Origin of the sequence: Corynebacterium sp. HMSC06C06, from assembly GCF_001807295.1 — a bacterium.
GTDB classification, from domain to species: Bacteria; Actinomycetota; Actinomycetes; order Mycobacteriales; family Mycobacteriaceae; genus Corynebacterium; species Corynebacterium striatum.
In genome coordinates, this window is record NZ_KV788472.1 from 43,246 (window position 1) to 60,099 (window position 16,854).

The 16,854-nt window shown below is 57.8% G+C and carries 10 protein-coding genes; 2 read left to right on the plus strand and 8 right to left on the minus strand.

What is annotated here, in order from left to right; all coding sequences use genetic code 11:
- Positions 1-57: 57 nt before the first annotated feature.
- Positions 58-1,602, plus strand: coding sequence for a helix-turn-helix domain-containing protein (locus HMPREF3153_RS02355; RefSeq protein WP_235429882.1), 1,545 nt, complete (start codon positions 58-60; stop codon positions 1,600-1,602).
- On the opposite strand, the gene HMPREF3153_RS02360 is transcribed toward HMPREF3153_RS02355, so the two are convergent.
- From HMPREF3153_RS02360 to HMPREF3153_RS02370, 3 genes are all read right to left on the minus strand, one after another.
- Positions 1,599-2,627, minus strand: a complete 1,029-nt coding sequence (locus HMPREF3153_RS02360) for a GIY-YIG nuclease family protein (protein WP_070419914.1) — start codon at positions 2,625-2,627, stop codon at positions 1,599-1,601. The two genes, HMPREF3153_RS02355 and HMPREF3153_RS02360, sit on opposite strands and share 4 nt — an antisense overlap.
- A 193-nt stretch (positions 2,628-2,820) precedes the next feature.
- Positions 2,821-3,969 (minus strand): ATP-binding protein, encoded by a 1,149-nt coding sequence (locus HMPREF3153_RS02365; RefSeq protein WP_005529107.1) that lies wholly within the window; start codon positions 3,967-3,969, stop codon positions 2,821-2,823.
- Between the two features lie 178 nt (positions 3,970-4,147).
- A complete protein-coding gene (locus tag HMPREF3153_RS02370; protein WP_070419915.1) occupies positions 4,148-4,330 on the minus strand; it encodes a helix-turn-helix domain-containing protein in 183 nt (60 codons plus the stop codon).
- Between the two features lie 374 nt (positions 4,331-4,704).
- On the opposite strand from HMPREF3153_RS02370, the gene HMPREF3153_RS02375 reads away from it, so the two are divergent.
- Positions 4,705-5,934, plus strand: a complete 1,230-nt coding sequence (locus tag HMPREF3153_RS02375) for an NAD(P)/FAD-dependent oxidoreductase (protein ID WP_083280927.1) — start codon at positions 4,705-4,707, stop codon at positions 5,932-5,934.
- Here HMPREF3153_RS02375 and HMPREF3153_RS02380 read toward each other — a convergent pair.
- From HMPREF3153_RS02380 to HMPREF3153_RS02400, 5 genes are all read right to left on the minus strand, one after another.
- The gene (locus HMPREF3153_RS02380; protein WP_141740899.1) at positions 5,931-6,263 is read right to left on the minus strand and encodes an ATP-binding cassette domain-containing protein; all 333 of its coding nucleotides are present in this window, start codon (positions 6,261-6,263) and stop codon (positions 5,931-5,933) included. The two genes, HMPREF3153_RS02375 and HMPREF3153_RS02380, sit on opposite strands and share 4 nt — an antisense overlap.
- A gap of 249 nt (positions 6,264-6,512) precedes the next feature.
- The gene (locus tag HMPREF3153_RS02385) at positions 6,513-7,622 is read right to left on the minus strand and encodes a 5-methylcytosine restriction system specificity protein McrC (protein WP_070419917.1); all 1,110 of its coding nucleotides are present in this window, start codon (positions 7,620-7,622) and stop codon (positions 6,513-6,515) included.
- Complete coding sequence (locus HMPREF3153_RS02390; RefSeq protein WP_070419918.1) at positions 7,606-10,218, minus strand: AAA family ATPase; 2,613 nt, start codon at positions 10,216-10,218, stop codon at positions 7,606-7,608. Before HMPREF3153_RS02390 ends, HMPREF3153_RS02385 begins: the two co-directional genes overlap by 17 nt.
- Positions 10,219-10,220: 2 nt before the next feature.
- On the minus strand, positions 10,221-15,236 hold the full coding sequence (locus tag HMPREF3153_RS02395) for a DEAD/DEAH box helicase (protein ID WP_070419936.1): 5,016 nt from the start codon (positions 15,234-15,236) through the stop codon (positions 10,221-10,223).
- A 15-nt stretch (positions 15,237-15,251) separates the two neighbouring features.
- On the minus strand, positions 15,252-16,820 hold the full coding sequence (locus HMPREF3153_RS02400; RefSeq protein ID WP_070419919.1) for a hypothetical protein: 1,569 nt from the start codon (positions 16,818-16,820) through the stop codon (positions 15,252-15,254).
- Positions 16,821-16,854 lie beyond the last annotated feature (34 nt).

A 16,854-nucleotide genomic window follows, 5' to 3' on the forward strand; every position in this document is an offset into this window, starting at 1 on the left:
TTGTGTCGAAATGAAAACGCTAATTTGTACACAATGTATATAGGAAGGTGGGGTGTGATGACTCGGTCATCAGCGCACGTGGATGCAGAAATGGGCGATACGCTTTCAATTTCGTGGCTTGCAAGCCGTCGAAATTTGGGCCTGCGCGTGGTCCATGATTCGGGCCGTTCTTTTGGCATGGTGCACCCGTGCGAGCTTGAAAATCCCGAAAAATATGTCGGTGAGGGCACCCTCGTTTTACTCACCGGCATCGCTTTTCGCGATCATCCGGAGGCTTTCAGCGACTATGTCGCCCGCCTCTCTGCCGCCGGGGCCGCCGGCATTGGCTTCGGCGTGGGCGTCGTCTTCCCCGAGGTCCCGCACGAGCTTGCCGACGCCGCCCTCGCCCACGACGTCTCCCTTCTCACCATCCCCCTTGACGTGCCGTTTATTTCGGTCTCCACGGCCGTGCACCGCGAGCTCGCGCAACGCCGTGAGCGCCGTCTCGAGGTTCTTCTTGAGCTCCAAGGCCGTCTCAACCTCGCGGCCGGCCAGGGCCTGAACGGGCTCGTCACCGGCACGGCGCAGGCCCTCGACGCGAGCGTTTGTCTTGTGGACTTGGACGGCCGTGTGTCTGCAGCGGCGGTCTTGCCCGGCTTTGAAAACATCGAGCTCAACCATGTCATCGATGACGCGCGCCATCGTGGTTTTGGAATCGCCGGCAAGGTGGGGGACGTCAATGTTCTGGCGCACCGTCTTTCTCCGAGCGGCAATCAAACGCATGGTCTCGTGGCCATGGCCGACCACTACTTCGACGCCAGTCAGCGCGCCTTGCTCAAACACGCCGCCGGCCTCGCTGAGCTCATCATTCGACGCCCACAGGAGCTGCGCCGCGCACAGCGCGAGCTCACCACGCTGGCCGTGTCTATGCAGCTTGGTCTCACAGGCCGCGACGAATCGATGCAACGCATCTTCCGCCAAGCCAGCGATACGGAAGGAAAAGTCCGTCCCGTCCTCGTCAAATCCGAGTCGGCACGAGCGCATGCACGCTTCATTGAGGCGCTTGACCGCAATCTCGCGGAACAAGGCCGCCTGCTCTTCGCCGTGGAGGTCGATGACCTCACCTGGTTATTCCTGCTGCGCGGCAACCGTTCCATGCGCAATATTCAGGAACTTCTCCTCGACATCCGCGGCGGTAAACGCATTGTCGTCGGCTCACCCCTCGAGTGGTCGCGCCTGCGCGAATCCACTGTCCGTGACTTGGAGAAAGTCGCCTTCGGCTTGCAACCTGGCGCGCTCGTGGGCCCCGAGTCGCGCACGCTCAATTGGCTAGGCGACGAAGGCGTTGGTGCCGCCGTCGCCCACCGCTTCGCTGAAACCTGGGGTAAGTTGCGCGAGTACGACGCGGCCCACGGCAGCGAGTATGAACAGACGCTGCAGGCCTATCTGCGCAACGGCGGGCACTATGTGCGCACCGCTGATGCGCTAAATACCCACCGACACACCGTGCGTAAGCGCATTGCCGACGCCGCCGAGATTCTCGAGATTGACCTCGACGATCCCATCGCGGTCGCGGAGCTCGTGGTGCTCGGCGTCGCCGGCGCCGGTGCATCCTCGTTCTAGCCGCGCTTTGTCGTCTCTCCGACATCGATGAGATGCTGGTACACCGCGTCCGTGAGCGCGCGGCTATGGAAGCGCCGGAAGAGCCCACCGTTGCGATAGCGCATATTCTTCACGGCGAATTCGCGCGCCGCCTGCAGTAACTCGGGGCGCTCGTGCATAACGTCGCGGAGCTTGCCGAGGGGATAGAAGACGGGAACCGCTTCAATCGGCTTGTAACGAAGAACCGAGAACTGGATGGGTACCTGACCGGGCTTCTTGGCTTTGCGCATGGCCGTGATGAAATCGTTGGTGTCCTCGTCACCGGGCGAGACGTTGAGGTAACCGGAAGGCCCCGGTAGATGGTCGACGCCGACCTCCGGGTAGAACTCGTCGTTGTGCAGGACGAGCATTTCCACCACGCCAGTATTGATAGCGGCGTACCGGCTGTTGCTATTCGTTGAAGGGAGATCGGTCAGCGTCCAGAACTCTTTCTCGGTATCCGGCGCGAGCGGAATGATATCGGACAGCGCGAAGGAGAGATCAGCCAGGATCTTGGCATACGTTGCTGCGTCGGTGGAACGTTGGACTTTAGGGCTCGGGAGCGGCCCGAGATTGGGAAACTCGCTAAAGTTACAGGCCTCGCGGCCCCAGGTTTCTTGAATCCAGTGCTGTTGCTCCTCGACGCTGATTGTGAAATCCAGCGGTCTGTGCTCGTTCGAGTCAAAGTTAAACGTGCGATTTCGAAGGCGTTGCCGCTCGTTTAGCTGCTCGGCAATCATGGTTTGCTCGAGCGGGCCGAGGGCCTCTTTCTGGGGAACACGGGCGAATCGGAGCGCAGAAATATCCGTCCATGCGGGGTGATGCTTCGAACCATGCGCGTGGGTACGGAAACGTTGGACGATGTTTTCGGTAAGACCGACGTAGCGTTCCCCGTTAGTGAATTCCAGAATATAGATTCCGCGCCGGAACCTCGTACCGACGAGAGGAGCGACAGGGGAGTTGGAGTCGATCTCCCAGCGCTTGAAATTGAGTGAGAATGCGGTCATGAGTGAGAGAAGGTAGACGTCGTTTTATCTCATCATAGGCATAGTGCGCGGCGTGAAAAGAGCGTGTGTACGCTCGCACCCGTGGCCGCCTCTGCTGGGTCGCCGACCGAGGAGGCGCTTGTGCGGCTGGGGGAGCTGTAAGCAGATCTTTCCGATGCCCCGAGTGATCTGCGGCGTAGGGCGCATCAGGAGTCTATTTCCCTTGAATGCTTAGGAGATAGTCCTCGAGTCGTGGAAGTTGGAAGGTCATTTTCCGGTCTGCCGTTTCGATAACGAGGTCGAGGCTTAGGAGCTTTTGCCGGTAGTTGCTGATGTTTTGCGGCGAGGTCCCCATGATGCTGAGCACATCGATATTCCGAGCGGGGAGGTCGCACTGGGCAAGGGCGATGAGGAAATCCCGTTCACCAGGGGTGATGTCGGCGATGGCGGGTTCGTGGACGAGCTGATGGAGCTTATTTGTTGCGCGCTTTATGCCCACAGCGACGTCCTGGCCAGTGATATTTGTGCGACCAGACTTTTGGGCCTCAAAAAAGGACCACAGCCCAATCAGCTGGAAATAAAAGGGGTAGCCGCCGCTTTCTTCAGTTGCGGTGCGCAGAGCTGACTCGTGCCAGCTGAAATTAGCAATTTTCGCAGTGTCAGTGAGAACGGAACTGACATCGGGATCTGGGATTGCTCCGAGATCGATGCGGTTAGCACGGCGAAGGAAGGTGATGGGATTGGAACCGTCCGGACTAGAAAGCAAGGGCTTCACAGCCGAGGGGATACCCGCCATGATGACTGTGATTTCACGATTCTCCCGGAGGAGGTGTTGAATCGTTGTAGCGAATTCAATGATTTCGTCGCGATTTGTGTAATGGAGCTCGTCGAGGGTGATCAGTACGCCGCTGGGCGGTTGACCGGTGATGGAATCGAGTTGTGCCTTGGCGTCGAGCAACGCGGTAAGGGCGGTACGCAGTGATGATTGTGTGGGGGAGATTGGATCAGTTTCCCAATTGATGGAGCCAATACCGGCGATTGAAATGCCGGAGAGGCGACGTTTGTCCGCAGGGGAGAATTCCTGAAGATTGCGCTCGGCTGTATTGCGAATGCGCTCGACGACGCCCTGTGTAGCTGTTTCGGAGATGATGGTCCAGCCAAGTTGGGAAGCACGGTCCTCGACAGCGTTGAGAAAGACCGTCTTGCCGCTGCCGCGAGCACCACTGACGACGCTGACCCGTTCGTGGGCACCAGGACCGCCGAGCATTGCCATGGTGATGAGATCGAGCTCTTCCTCACGGCCCGCAAGAACTGCCGGACTAACGCCGAGGGCGGCGGTGAATGGGTTACGGATTCGTTCCATGAGTTTCTCCACTGGTTCATACCGAGAACTAATGTACTTCGATGTACTTCAGTGTACTTCACTGTACTTTGATGTACTTCGCTGTAAGCCAATGTAATCCGGTGTACTTCTTTGCACTTCGCTGCGTCTGCCGCGATATGTGTTTCGGGAGATTTGGCTGTGCCCGTGCGGCTATCCGTTAGCTTTCCGCAGCTTGCCCCAGCGCGCTGGGAACCATGATGACAATGGTCGCTCCGTGTGGGTCGAGGATGCCCGTCTTGTGTAGGCGATGTAGCGCGCGGGACAAGGATTCGAGTGTTGGGCCCAGTAAGGAGGCGACATCCTTCTTAGGCAAAGGAAGTTCTACCGCGAGAGCTTGCATGGCGATCCCGGGGCGCGGTGACCCTTCTAGGTCGCGTCTCTTAATGAATGGAGGGGGTGTTCCTCCAGTCCCGAAGGGGGGTGAGGGAACGGAGTAAACATAACCCGCCCCGATTAGGGGACTACGAAATGAATCCTCGGAGCCCTCCGATGGAACTACTTAAAACGTAATGGGCGCTATTTAATTATTGTCACCGCCCATTCTTGCTCAGAGTTCTACTGTTTCTGGTTTTAACTGCGCCTATTCAAAACGGATGTCGCGGTCTATGGGATGTAGTAGCATTTCCCACAATTGTCTCAACATGTGACATAGAACCTAGCTTGCGCCAATGCAGGGGCTGGCTAAAACCGTGACTATCTAAGGAGCAGAAAGTGGTGGCAAATCATTCAATCGTTATCGGCGCGGGCATGGTGGGTTTGTCCACCGCCTGGTTCCTGCGTAAAGCCGGATACGAGGTCACAGTCATCGACCGCGACGGCGTGGCAGCCGGCTCCTCGTGGGGCAACGCCGGTTGGTTGAGCCCGGGTAAGACCATCCCGCTGGCAAACAGTGAGCTGTGGCGCTACACCCCTCAGGCATTCCTCGACCCGAACGCAGCACTGCACGTGCCGCTGGTTCCGGACCCCAAGGTCGTGGACTTCGGTGTGCGGTTCATGGCGAACGCGAACCAGCGCGCATGGGACCGCACCATGAAGGCGCTGACTCCCATCAACCTGAAGGCGCTGGGCGCATACGACGAGCTCGTTGAGGGCGGCGTGGAATCCTGGACCAAGGACAGCCCATTTATCATCGCCTTCAAGAATGAGGCTGAGGCCGCCGGCTTCATCGAAGAGGTCGAAGGCGCCGTACGCCACGGCCAGGAAGTGCCTTTCGAGGAAATTTCCAATCCTCGCGACTTTGTCCCACACCTGTCTGATTCGGTGAACCTCGTATTCAAGCTGGGCAACCAGCGCTACTTTGAGCCGGGCCCGTTTGCACACAAGCTTGCCGACGCCCTCCGCTCCCGCGGCGTCGAAATCCGCACCGGCGCTTCCGTGGTGGATGTCCAGTCCACCCGCAAGCCAGTAGTTGAGCTCTCCACGGGTGAGCGCCTGCAGGCGGATAACGTGGTTATCGCAACTGGTGCATGGCTGCCGAAGCTCGCTCGCCGCCTTGGAGTGCGTACCCGCGTACAAGCAGGCCGCGGCTATTCCTTCAGCGTCGACACCGGCGACAATTCTATCGACTATCCGGTCTACCTGCCAGCCCAGCGTCTTGCCTGCACCCCGTACCAGGGGCGTTTCCGCATCGCCGGAACCATGGAGTTCCGCGACGCTGATGCGCCATTCGATCCCAAGCGCGTGCAGTCCATGATCAAGCACGCGAGTGAGATGTTCACTGGCATCAACTTCGATGACCGTCAGGACGAATGGGTGGGCAGCCGCCCAGTCACCCCAGACGGCCTGCCTCTCATCGGTGCAACCAAGGCGCCGAACGTTTACGTCTCCGGCGGCCATGGCATGTGGGGCGTTGTCCTCGGCCCAGCTTCCGGCCGCGCCCTCGCTCACCTCATTGAGACAGGGGAGACCCTGCCGGAGATTAAGGACTTCGACCCGCTGCGCTAGCCAAGGGGGATAGTGCTAGTCAAAGATGATGAGCAGCCATCACGCTTGGGGTGCTCAGTCACGGTTGCCTCTATCTCGTAGACGTCGCGGATGAGCTCCTCGGTGAGAACCTCCCGGGGAGTACCCGCGGCGTGTACCTGGCCAGACTGCAGCACCACCAGTTCGTCGCAATACGACGCCACGAGATTGAGGTCGTGCAGGGCGATGATGCTCGTCATCGGCTGCTGTGAGACAAGGCTCAGTATTTGGTGCTGGTGCTTGACATCGAGGCGATTGGTTGGCTCGTCCAGATCCCAGGACTTGACCTGCTGGATGATGCTTGGAGCCATGAGCATGAGTGCGAAACCGCGTAGGCATGTGAATCGTCTTGCCCACAAAACGTTCACCATTGGCGAACTCGACAATGTAAATCCCACGCTGACACGACCTTCTAAACAACGGTGCCAGTGAAGCCGCGGAATCAATCTCCCAACGCTGAAAAGCTAAATTGATGGGTATAGAAACGCCTCATTACGCGTAAATTCGGAAGTAGTTGTTACAGAGTCCTTCCTTATAAAGCGCGGCGTGAGCTGCCGATGCTATGGGACTTCTACTCCGAGCGCAGCAAGCGCTCCATCCCGCACCGTGCTTGGGCGGCCACTCAGGTCTAAAGCCGTAAACGCAAAATCGTGGCCATGAATACGAAAATGTTGACGCCGGGCAAAAGCTGCTGTCGGTGCCCCCAGAGCTGCATAAACCATCGCGCCTGCGACCGGCCGGACTTCTCCCGTCTCAGCAAGTACTGCGGCGTGTGCAAGCACGTAAGACTGGATTTGATAGAGGTGCCCAGACTTGAGAGTGTATCCAGTGTTGGTGCGGTTGCTCGTTGCCATAGATGTGAACTTGGCGTCGACGATGACTTCGGTGCCATCTGGTGCAGTGAGCATGATGTCCGTGAGCATTCGCGGAAGTTGTGCCTGTGTCGGTGAATTGAGTGGCCAGTTCATATACCGGGCTCCACGCACTGTCCAACCCACGGGCGTGAGATGGCAGCGGTAGATTCCGAGCAGCGCCCGCTCGAAGAGCGCACGCAAGTATGTTTCGGTGACCTCTGCGCGGGCGAACGCGTGCGGACCCAGACCGGAACGCGGAACAAAGAGATTGAGCAGCAACGAAGCTACGGCCGTGGGGTGGACATCGGCAGGGGAGAGACGGCCGGTGGGTCCTGACGCCGACGAAACAAACGGCACCCCGACTGCTTCGAAGGAACGCGCCAGGCGACGACACCGTGTCGCCATCGCGGGATCCAGCTGTTGGATGAGCTTTTCTGCGTAACGCACGGCCCGAAGTAGGTAACGGTTGACGGGGTGGTCGCTGGTCAGCTCGTTAAACTCACACCGAATCTGTCCCTTGTCGAGTAGCCTGTGTCGCTGCGTGGCATAGACGTCGATCTTGCCGCGCACGCGGTATAGGGTTGCGGCGCGACGGCTGAATCCGACGCTGAGCTCACGGGTGAGACGACGCTCGACTGCCTCACACAGCATGGTGGTGAGCAAGACCGGCAACTCAGCATCTGCAGCATCGACCGCGGCGTCGGTGATGACCCCACGTCGGTATGCCTCAGAGGCATAAAGCTGCAGTAGCCACACACTGCGCATGGGCACATGTTTGCTGATGTTCCCCGGCGAATCGTCAGGCTCGAAGTTCACGGAGTGCATCCTCCAAGACATCGGGCTGGTCGTACCAGTATTCGCGCAGTAGCGGAGCTAGATCGGTGTCGATAATCGCGTCGAACCACTTGCGCGTCTCGTCTCCGCTCAAAGGCTTCGACGACTTTCGTGGCGTCACGAAGCTATGGCCTACGCCGTAGTCGCGTCCCAGATTCACGTCGTTAGCAATACGGGCGTTGAGCGCCGCGAGCTTCATACCGATGGTCGCGAGTGTCTCGCGGTCGTATCCACATTCAGCCGAACAGAAATGGAGCCATCGTTCATTGAACTGTGGCTGGAGGTCGACGAATGCGAAGCGTCGGCGCAGAGCCATGTCGACCATCGCGAGTGAGCGATCCGCTTGGTTCATCGTGCCGATGACGTAGAGGTTCTCTGGCAAGTAAATGGGGTCGCTGTCGGGCGAGTAAATCGTGGTAAGTGCGCTTTCAGAGTTGCGCTTGTCTGCCTCAAGCAGAGTGAGCATTTCGCCAAAGATCTGCGCGGGGTTGCCGCGGTTGATCTCCTCGATAATGATGAAGTGCTTACGGCCCTCGTCGTCACCGGCGGCTCTCACAGCCTTAAGGAATGGGCCCGGCTGAAGTCGGAGGTGGCCGTCACTGGCAGGGCGGAACCCTTCGATGAAGTCTTCGTAGGATGTCGACGGGTGGAACTGCACTGCGGTAATTGTCTCGTCGGAGGAGTCCTCGAGCATCGCGTAAGCAAGCTTTCGGCCGAGCCAGGTCTTTCCGGTCCCCGGCGGCCCTTGCAAGATGAGGTTCTTCTTTTCGCGCCATCGGCGGAGGATAGTCTCGAGTTGTTTGCGGTCGAGGAAGCAACCAGCGTTGAGAATATCCTGGATGGAGTAAGTTTCCTGCGCTTCTTCAGTGAGTTCCTCGAGTTCTGATTCGACAGGTGCTTCAGATTCGTTCTGCGCGTATTGGAATGCTGTTGCCGACAATCCTGCGAAAGTTGGCGGATCAATCGTGGAATCCTGGAGCCAGTCGGCGACATCTGTAAGCGTTGCGAGATACGAGGCACCGTCAGTTACAGTGCCGACCACATCGATGCCCATGCCGTCTTCGGATTTAAGGAAGTCGGCATTGCGACGGTCGAGGGCCATGAAGGTTTCAGGACGAATCCAAAACAGCCCCATGGTGTATGCCACCTGTGAACGGTCCTTGACTGCGGCGTCGTACGCATCAATGAAGTCGACTCGGGAGTGACCGTGTTTCTCGCGTGGGTTGTATCGCAGAGCGGCCTCGAAGAGCGTCCAGATTCCGTCATAGAAGGCGGTATTTCCAGGATCGGTGTTCTTCGATTCGAAGCGTGCTGACAAGTTGTTACGTACTGGCAAGCCATCAACCGATGTTGGAACCTCGGCGCTAATATCGAATGCTTCCTTGAGCCCTCGATAAATCGCTTCTTTATTGGATATGGTCAGCGAGCGATTGATGAGTGCATAGACCGTAAATGGATCGATATCCGTGGCCTCCTCTTTACCGTTTTCAGTTGACCATTCCCACAGCATATTGAACAGCGATGGGCGCTCCGATAGCCGTGCAGCCTCACGAAGTGTGTCCAGCAGCGCTGTGCGATTGTGACGATAAGGCAGAAGGCGCTCTGCGAATTCGCGATTGAAGCCAATCCAGTCGAGCGTAAACGACTCTGCTGGGGAGAAATCCTGCACGTTGAAGTCCGGGTCCCCAGAACCGTCGATGACCGACAAAAAGCGCTCGTGTGCGTTGTTCCTTTTTACCTGCGAGATCGTCAGCAAACTTGTGATGGAACGCCGCAGATCAATGCCTAATTCATCGCGCTGGAAAGGTTCTTTACTCCACTCGATCGGAACGCGAAGATGAGCCTCGACGTCAGGTTCGCTGCGATCAATGGTGACAGGGCCAGTGACAATCCCGTGGTACACCGCACCATGGACATGGTTGCTTGGCATAAGAACGATGTCTCCAACTTGGAGCTTCGTGCGGAAGCGGTACAGTTGGCCAGCTTGAGTGTTTATCTGGCCACGCTTCCAGTCCGGGAAGGCAGCGCGCATGGCCTTCTTGATCTCGTCGAGTGACTCTGCATCCTCGACTTCTGGGCTGTAGTACATACCGGGTAGACCGAGATTCTCGCGGAGAGCGCGTTTTTCACGAACTCCGTCCTTACCTGCACGGAGCACCCACACGTAGTCGTCGCTCGTTTCAGGTTCGTCGGCGTCATCTTCAGTTGAGGATTTTTCGATCGTCCCCTTCGCTTCGAGAACACGGTCACGCATCTTCACAAACTCTCTCTGTTGTTCGCGGCTCAGCGGATAGGGATTGTCCTTGAGCCACTCGATGCCTTCGGGGGTGATTTGAGTGACGCCACGTTCAATGCTGGACAGTAACCCGGAACGCTTAAGCTCCCAAATGGCCCATCCAGCGCGATCTTCGTAAGCGAGCTTAGTTGCTAACTTGCGGTACGCCTCGTCTCCAAAATCCCTTTCGGAGACAAGGCGAACGGCTTCTTTGTAGTCGGTGCGGTGGTGTGGCTTTCCATCCGCGGCGACCTCGAGGACCACCGGCAACATGGACTGCCAGTTATAAATCTGTGAGCTCATCTCTACTCATCATCCTCTCGAATACTTTCAACAATCCGCACCGTCTCCACCGCCACGCGCGTGACCTTCGCGATGAGGTCCACGATGTACCGCGGATTTCCCACCTCGTCAGCCCAGTCGTTGGGGTCGTTGACGATTCCCGATGCCTTGTCCTTCTTCACCTGGTACCGGTCAATAATCCACGCCAGCGCAGACCGCGAGCCGAGCATGTACTCGTCCGCTTCAGCCGGAATGTCGCGCACCGTCACGGACTTGTTGTAGACGAGCGTCGTCACGTCATTAACGTTCTTCCCAGTAGACGGATCCTTCTTCTTCGCCCATTTCATCTTCTGCACGCGCCACGTCTCGCGGTCGGACTTGTCTGAGGATGCCTTCACATCCACTGTCAACGGCCACGGCTCCACGCCCTCGTAGTTCACGTGCAGATCCATGAGCTCCCAGCCGGCGGCAGCCAGCTGGTCGAACCGCGCCCGCGACGTCGGCGTTTCGATATGCGGCAGCATCTTCTTCAGGTCCGCGGCGTACTTCTCCCGATACCCCGGGTCATGCAGCTGCCCGTAGACGAAGCAGAAGATGTCATCCTTCGTCACATCCGAGCCCAGCGCCTCGTGGTAAATTCCCAGAATCTCGTCTGTGATGTTGTCCACGCGCCGGTACCCGTCGAGGATTTCTCCCTCCGTACCAGGCTCCGAGCTTTCCGATGCCCCCATCCCAAAGTCCAGCTCACCCTCCGGCGCCTCAATGGGTTCCCAGGTCCAGCGGGGGAAGAATTGAGTGGTAGCGATGACGTGCAAGTCTGGTATGAGATTTGCTCCGAGTGCAGAAGGAAGCGTTGATTCGCCTGGAGCAGTGAATAGAATTCCGAAGTTGGCATGTAATGGGGTGGGGAACATGCGGGGTAATTGGCTGCGTTCGTGGTTAAGATAGCTGTCGAAATATACGCGTTGTTTGTTAAATGGTCTGTACAAACCAGTCGTGAATCCATCGCTGTGGATTACTGCGGACTCGCCTTTCGCAACATGGTGACGGAGACTGCGTGACCATTTAATGAAACGAGGGTCGGAGAGCTCGGGATATTCTGTGAGGAACTGAGCCACAGTTGACTCGTTGGCCTTAGTTACCTTTGCATTCGTGGCCCACTTATCCCAGCTCTCGGTAGCCACCGCCACGTTACTGGTAAGCTTTTCAATCAAGCTGCTAAGTTCATTTTTGCTCGAAGAATATACCCACGAATCGCGGTTGGTCTGCAGCCCAGCACCGAAGGTGCTAAATATTTTGGCGCTAGCGGTTTTCTTTTTGTCGCCGATAGCTGGCCAGGATTCGAAATCTTCGCTCCGTTGATTGAGCCAGTCGCCGTGCACATTGGGCTCAATGATCTGCCAGTCGACGTTATCTAGAGTTGAATGATCGACAATGTTGAGTTTGTCTTCAGCACTGAGGTAGTCACCGATATCGCGATAGTGGATACATACATCGTCGGGGATTTCGCGCTTAACGGCGATAATGATGGCAACGGTATTACGGCTGCCGGAACCGAATACCTTGCCGCCTTCTTTGCGGGATTGCTCGCCGGCGGTGCGTTGGTTACCGCGAAGGTTATAGACGTAAATGTCGCTGAGTTCATCGTCAAGAGACAATCGAACTCCGTCAGCGGTGTTGCCATCGATCCATCCGCCGTTGGATACAAAAGCCATGACACCGTGGGTACCGAGTCGGTCTATGGACCAGCGGAATGCACGAAGATAGGAGTCGTAGAGGGAGTTCTTATTCGTTGCTGTGGAATTGGCGACGAACGTTTCCTCAATGCGCTTGTCGAGCGTTGGATACTTGAGGTTTTGGTTGTTATCGTTCGCGCTCGTCTGGCCTACGGAGTAGGGCGGGTTACCGATGATGATATTGATAGGAGCGTCGATTTGACGCTGGATGGCGGCGTTGTTTTCCTTGAAGACCTTGAGGTCGAGGATGTCGCCTTCTTCGTGGATCTGGAAGGTATCGGCAAGTGCGATGCCGTCGAAGGGGACGTACTCGGGCTCGGATTCGCCATTACGTTGGGCGCGTTCGGCCTGGAGTGCGTTGTAGGTGGTCTCGATGTTGACGGCGGCGACGTAGTAGGCGAGCAGCATGATCTCGGTGGCGTGGAGCTCGGTCGCGTACTTGCGCGCGAGGTCGTCGGGCTCGATGAGACCGGACTGGAGGAGTCGGACCATGAACGTGCCGGTGCCCGTAAACGGATCGAGAATGTGGACGCCTTCGTCGGTAAGGCCCTTGCCGAAGTGCCAGCGGGAGATTTGGTCCGCGGAGCGCAGGATGAAGTCGACGATCTCAACCGGGGTGTAAACGATGCCGAGGGCCTCGGACTGCTTCTTGAAGGCTTTTCGGAAGAAGCGCTCGTAGAGGTCCTTGATCACTTGCTGCTTGCCGGAAGCGGAGGAGATCTCGGAGGCGCGGATGCGAACCGACTCGTAGAACTTCGTCAGAGACTCGGTCTCGGATTCGAGCTTAGCGTCCGAGAGCGCATCGACCATGCGCTGCATGACGCGGGCGACCGGGTTGTGCGCGGCGAAGTCGTGCTCGGTGAACAGCGCATTGAAGACCGGTGCAGTGATCAGGTGCTGCGAGAGCATGCTGATGGCTTCGTCCTCGGTGATCGAGTCGTTGAGGTTGCCGCGTAGTCCCTCGATGAAGACCTCGAATTCTTTGCGGATGGTGTCGTCCGCAGCATTGATGAGTGCCTTGATGCGGGCGATCTGTGCTTCGGCGATAGTGGCGACATCGTCAGCCCAGTCTTCCCAATAAGTACGCGTACCGACCTTGTCGACCAGCTTGACGTACATGGCTTCCTGCCAGGCCTCGAGGGAGAACAGCGTCATCTGCTCCGCGGTGACGTCCTGCTCGTTGGATGCTTCGGACCGGTCGGTTGGGGAGTCATCTGAAGCATTGAGCTTCTTCCTGGCTGTGGCCGGATCGTCGTCGGTAGGCTTGTCGTCTGGCTTCGGGTTCGGCACGGGCTGAATATCGATGGGCAGCTCGACCTTCTCGTTGAGCGCAATCGAGTTGACCTTCGCGTTGAAGCGATCATCGTGGGCGCGCAGGGCGTTGAGAATCTGCCAGACGACGCGGAAGCGTGTGTTGTCATTGAGGGCCTGGGACGGGGAGACTCCCGGTGGGATGGCGACGGGCAGGATGATGTAGCCGTAGTCCTTGCCCTCGGCTTTGCGCATGACGCGGCCGACGGACTGGACTACGTCCACCATGGAGTTGCGCGGGTGGAAGAAGATGACGCTATCGAGGGCAGGGACGTCCACGCCCTCGGACAGACAGCGTGCGTTGGTGAGGATGCGGGTCTCGTCCTCAGGGATGGAGGACTCGAGCCACGAGATCTTGTTGCCGCGCTCGAGGGCGTTCATGGTGCCATCGACGTGCTCAACGGCGACCTGGAGATCGATGTTGAGCAGGCTGACGTCGTTGGTTGCGGCGTGGTCCTTGAGCTGCTCTTGGTACTGGCGGATGAGCGTGGGGAAGGTCTCCTGGATGATCTTCGAGGCCTTGATGTCCTTGGCGAAGGCGACGGTACGGCGCATGGGTTGTGCATTGGCCTCAAAGCCGGACTTCGTGTCCTGCTCGGCACCCGAACGCTTCGCGAGTCCGTTCCACGCGCCGATCATGGCAGAGGCGGTGGTGAGGTTGATTTCGTTGGTGGGGTTGGCGGCGAGGACGTCGGCAGCGATGTCTTCCTCGACCGTCATGACGAGGACCTTGTAGTCAGTGAGTAGACCCTTATCCACGGCCTCGCCGAAACCGAGGCGGTAAAACTCTGGACCGTAGACTGCCTCGTCATCCATGGAGGCCAACTCCGCGGAATGTTCCTCGGCCTTGCCCTTTACGTTGTCATCGAACAGGCGGGGAGTCGCGGTCATGTAGAGACGCTTGCTGGCCTTGATGTATTTTTCGTCGTGAATCTTCACGAAGTTGGAGGCGTCCTCCCCGGCGAGGGTTACGCCGGTGGTGCGGTGGGCCTCGTCGCAGATCACGAGATCGAAGTCATCCATGCCGTACTCCGCTTGGGCCTCGTGAATGGCCTCGATGGACTGGTACGTGGAGAAGACGACGTTGATACCGGCACGACGCTTGCCTTGCGCCGTGCGCTCGGCAATGTTCTTGCCGTTGGTAGAGACCGGAACCTCCAAGTCATAGGAGGCAATGTCTTCAGCCTTCTTGGAGACCTTCGTATCCGAACAGACTGCGTAGGACTTCAGAGGCAGGTGCTCCTGGTTCTGTGCGGTCCATTCTTTTAACGTCTGCGAGAGCAAGGAGATGGAGGGAACGAGGAAGAGGACGCGGGCACGCCCGCCGTTGTTTTCTGCAAACTGTTCCGCCAGACGCAGGGCGGTAAACGTCTTTCCCGTACCGCACGCCATGATGAGCTTTCCACGGTCGTGTGTTTCAAAGCCTGCGATAGCCTTCGAGATCGCTTCTTGCTGGTGTGGACGCGGGGAGAAAACCTCGCGCCGGGTGAGGTTAATTTCGATCTCAGAACCCGGGAAGGTCACATCCCAGTCGATAGGGGATTCTGAAATCGCTGCCGTGCCGATACGGTTGGTCGGGATGAGCTGGTGCTCCAGCATCTCCTCAGCATTCTTTGACCATCGCTCCGACGTGGAGATGATGATTCGCTGTGCGAAGGATTCTGTGCCTTTGTCTGTAGTAAACGAGCGTCCGGATGCCTCAAAGAAGGAATCGAGGTGACGCTTCTGAATATAGGTATCCGGCTTGTAGAACTTGCACTGGATGGCAACCCACGCGTCGTCTTCGGCGCGCCGGGCAACGAGGTCGATGCCGGTGTCTTGCTTACCGCCGTTGAACTCCCAATCGCTCCACCGGCTGACTTCCGAGAACTGATCCTGGAGGACGGGATCCGTTCGGAAGTAGTTGACCATTAATTTCTCGAACTTAATGCCGTACGAGCCTTGAGGCTGATTTTCACGGAGCTGGGTTAGGACTTCACCGAAAGCAGACATGGTGTCCATTATGGACTACACATGAGTTCTCCTCACCATGCTTCGCCGTGTGTGAGAGATGAGGTAGTCGCTCAAGGGGCGGCCGGAGTGGATAGCGGCATCGTAAAGATAGTTGTGGAGGGTATCGGCACGCGAGCGGGGGCTGGTGCGTAAATCGAAGTCACGTTGGATCTGGGCGACTACGAATGGCACGGCGTTGATCTCGGAGACCGCGATTAGAAGTGCGGCGACGCTGCGCTCCACTGCGGCGTTGGTCGAGCTAAATTGCTTCGGTTTGTCGTGGGCTAGGGCGCTCAGGAGACGTCGAGTGGATGTCAGCAGTTCCGGATCGACCTCTGGGTGATCGTTGAACCACTCGGTGATAAGTGCGTCCCATTGCTTTACCCCAGCGATGACGTCTGGGTCTAGGGCGCTGAGTTGGGTGTCCTCGGAGGGGAGAGGGGAATCGTCAAGCTGTGCGTCGAAGCGGGAGGTCTCGGGGACGGGCATGCCAGGGCCGAGGCCGATGGCATCTGGGCCGTAGTCATAGGAGTCGAAGTCGAATTGTGCTTCAAGTTCCTTTCGGAAGCGCTTTCCTTCTTCCTTTAGTGCTGAGTCGAGCTGCCTTTGGATGTGGGCGGGGCGTCCTGAGACCTCGCCAGTCCAGGTGACGAACTTGGTGAGAACGCGTGGGAAGCACCGGAGGAATGAGTCACTGGCCATGACTTTACGGGCTACGAGGGTCAGAGCCATTTCCACACGCAGTGGGGACCAGTGGTAGAGGTCGGCCATGGTGTAATTGGTTGTGATGCTGAGTAGCGTCTCGGCAGCATCGGCCTCCTCCTTCTTAAGCGGAACGGCATCCAGGAAGGCGGCCAATGTTTCTTCAGTTTCGGAATTATCGCCTTCTTCAAGACGAATACGGCGGCCGATGATACCGGGACTGGAGACAGTAGCCGGGACATTATCTAGTAGCGAGAGCACCCAGCGCAGCAGCGGACGGGTGGTAGGCCAGCTTTCACCAGGGCCGTCGTCGACTGTGATCTCATCTAGCCAGATGGCGTTGCTGAGGAAATCGGCCAGGCCCTCCTGACTCGTAGGGCCGAAGCTCTCCATCGACTCATCCTTGGACATGATCTCCATAACCTGCTGTGCATTGGCCTCGGTGAGGAAACAGTCATAAATCGAGCCATTGCCGCCTGCTAGGTCAATGGAGACATTCACCGTCAGGGGCGCAGAGTGCGGGACGGAAAGCTCGAGGGTGTAGTAATGGACATCCCCGTAGTACTGCGTAGCCTCGATGACGTTGACTACGCGGGCTTGCTCAAGGTGAGCAAGCCAGGTCGGTTCCTGCGGTAAGTCATCGCGCCGGGCGAGCTCAGCGCGATGGAGCTTTACGCGCTCTTTATCTTCATCCAGCAGGGAGGCGGCCCAGAGTACCGCGGTCGTCTCTGGGGCGGGGTTATCCCACATGGCTTCAAAGAACTCGGCAGGCTTTTGCGAGAAATCGTCATCCAGGGACAGGATCGCAGAGACCCACTGAAGTAGATCGATGGGGCTTGAACCGTGCAGGAAGGCCGCAAGGCCGGGCATGGAGGCATTCATGACACTAGAGTCTATCCATGTATCTGCGGCAGTG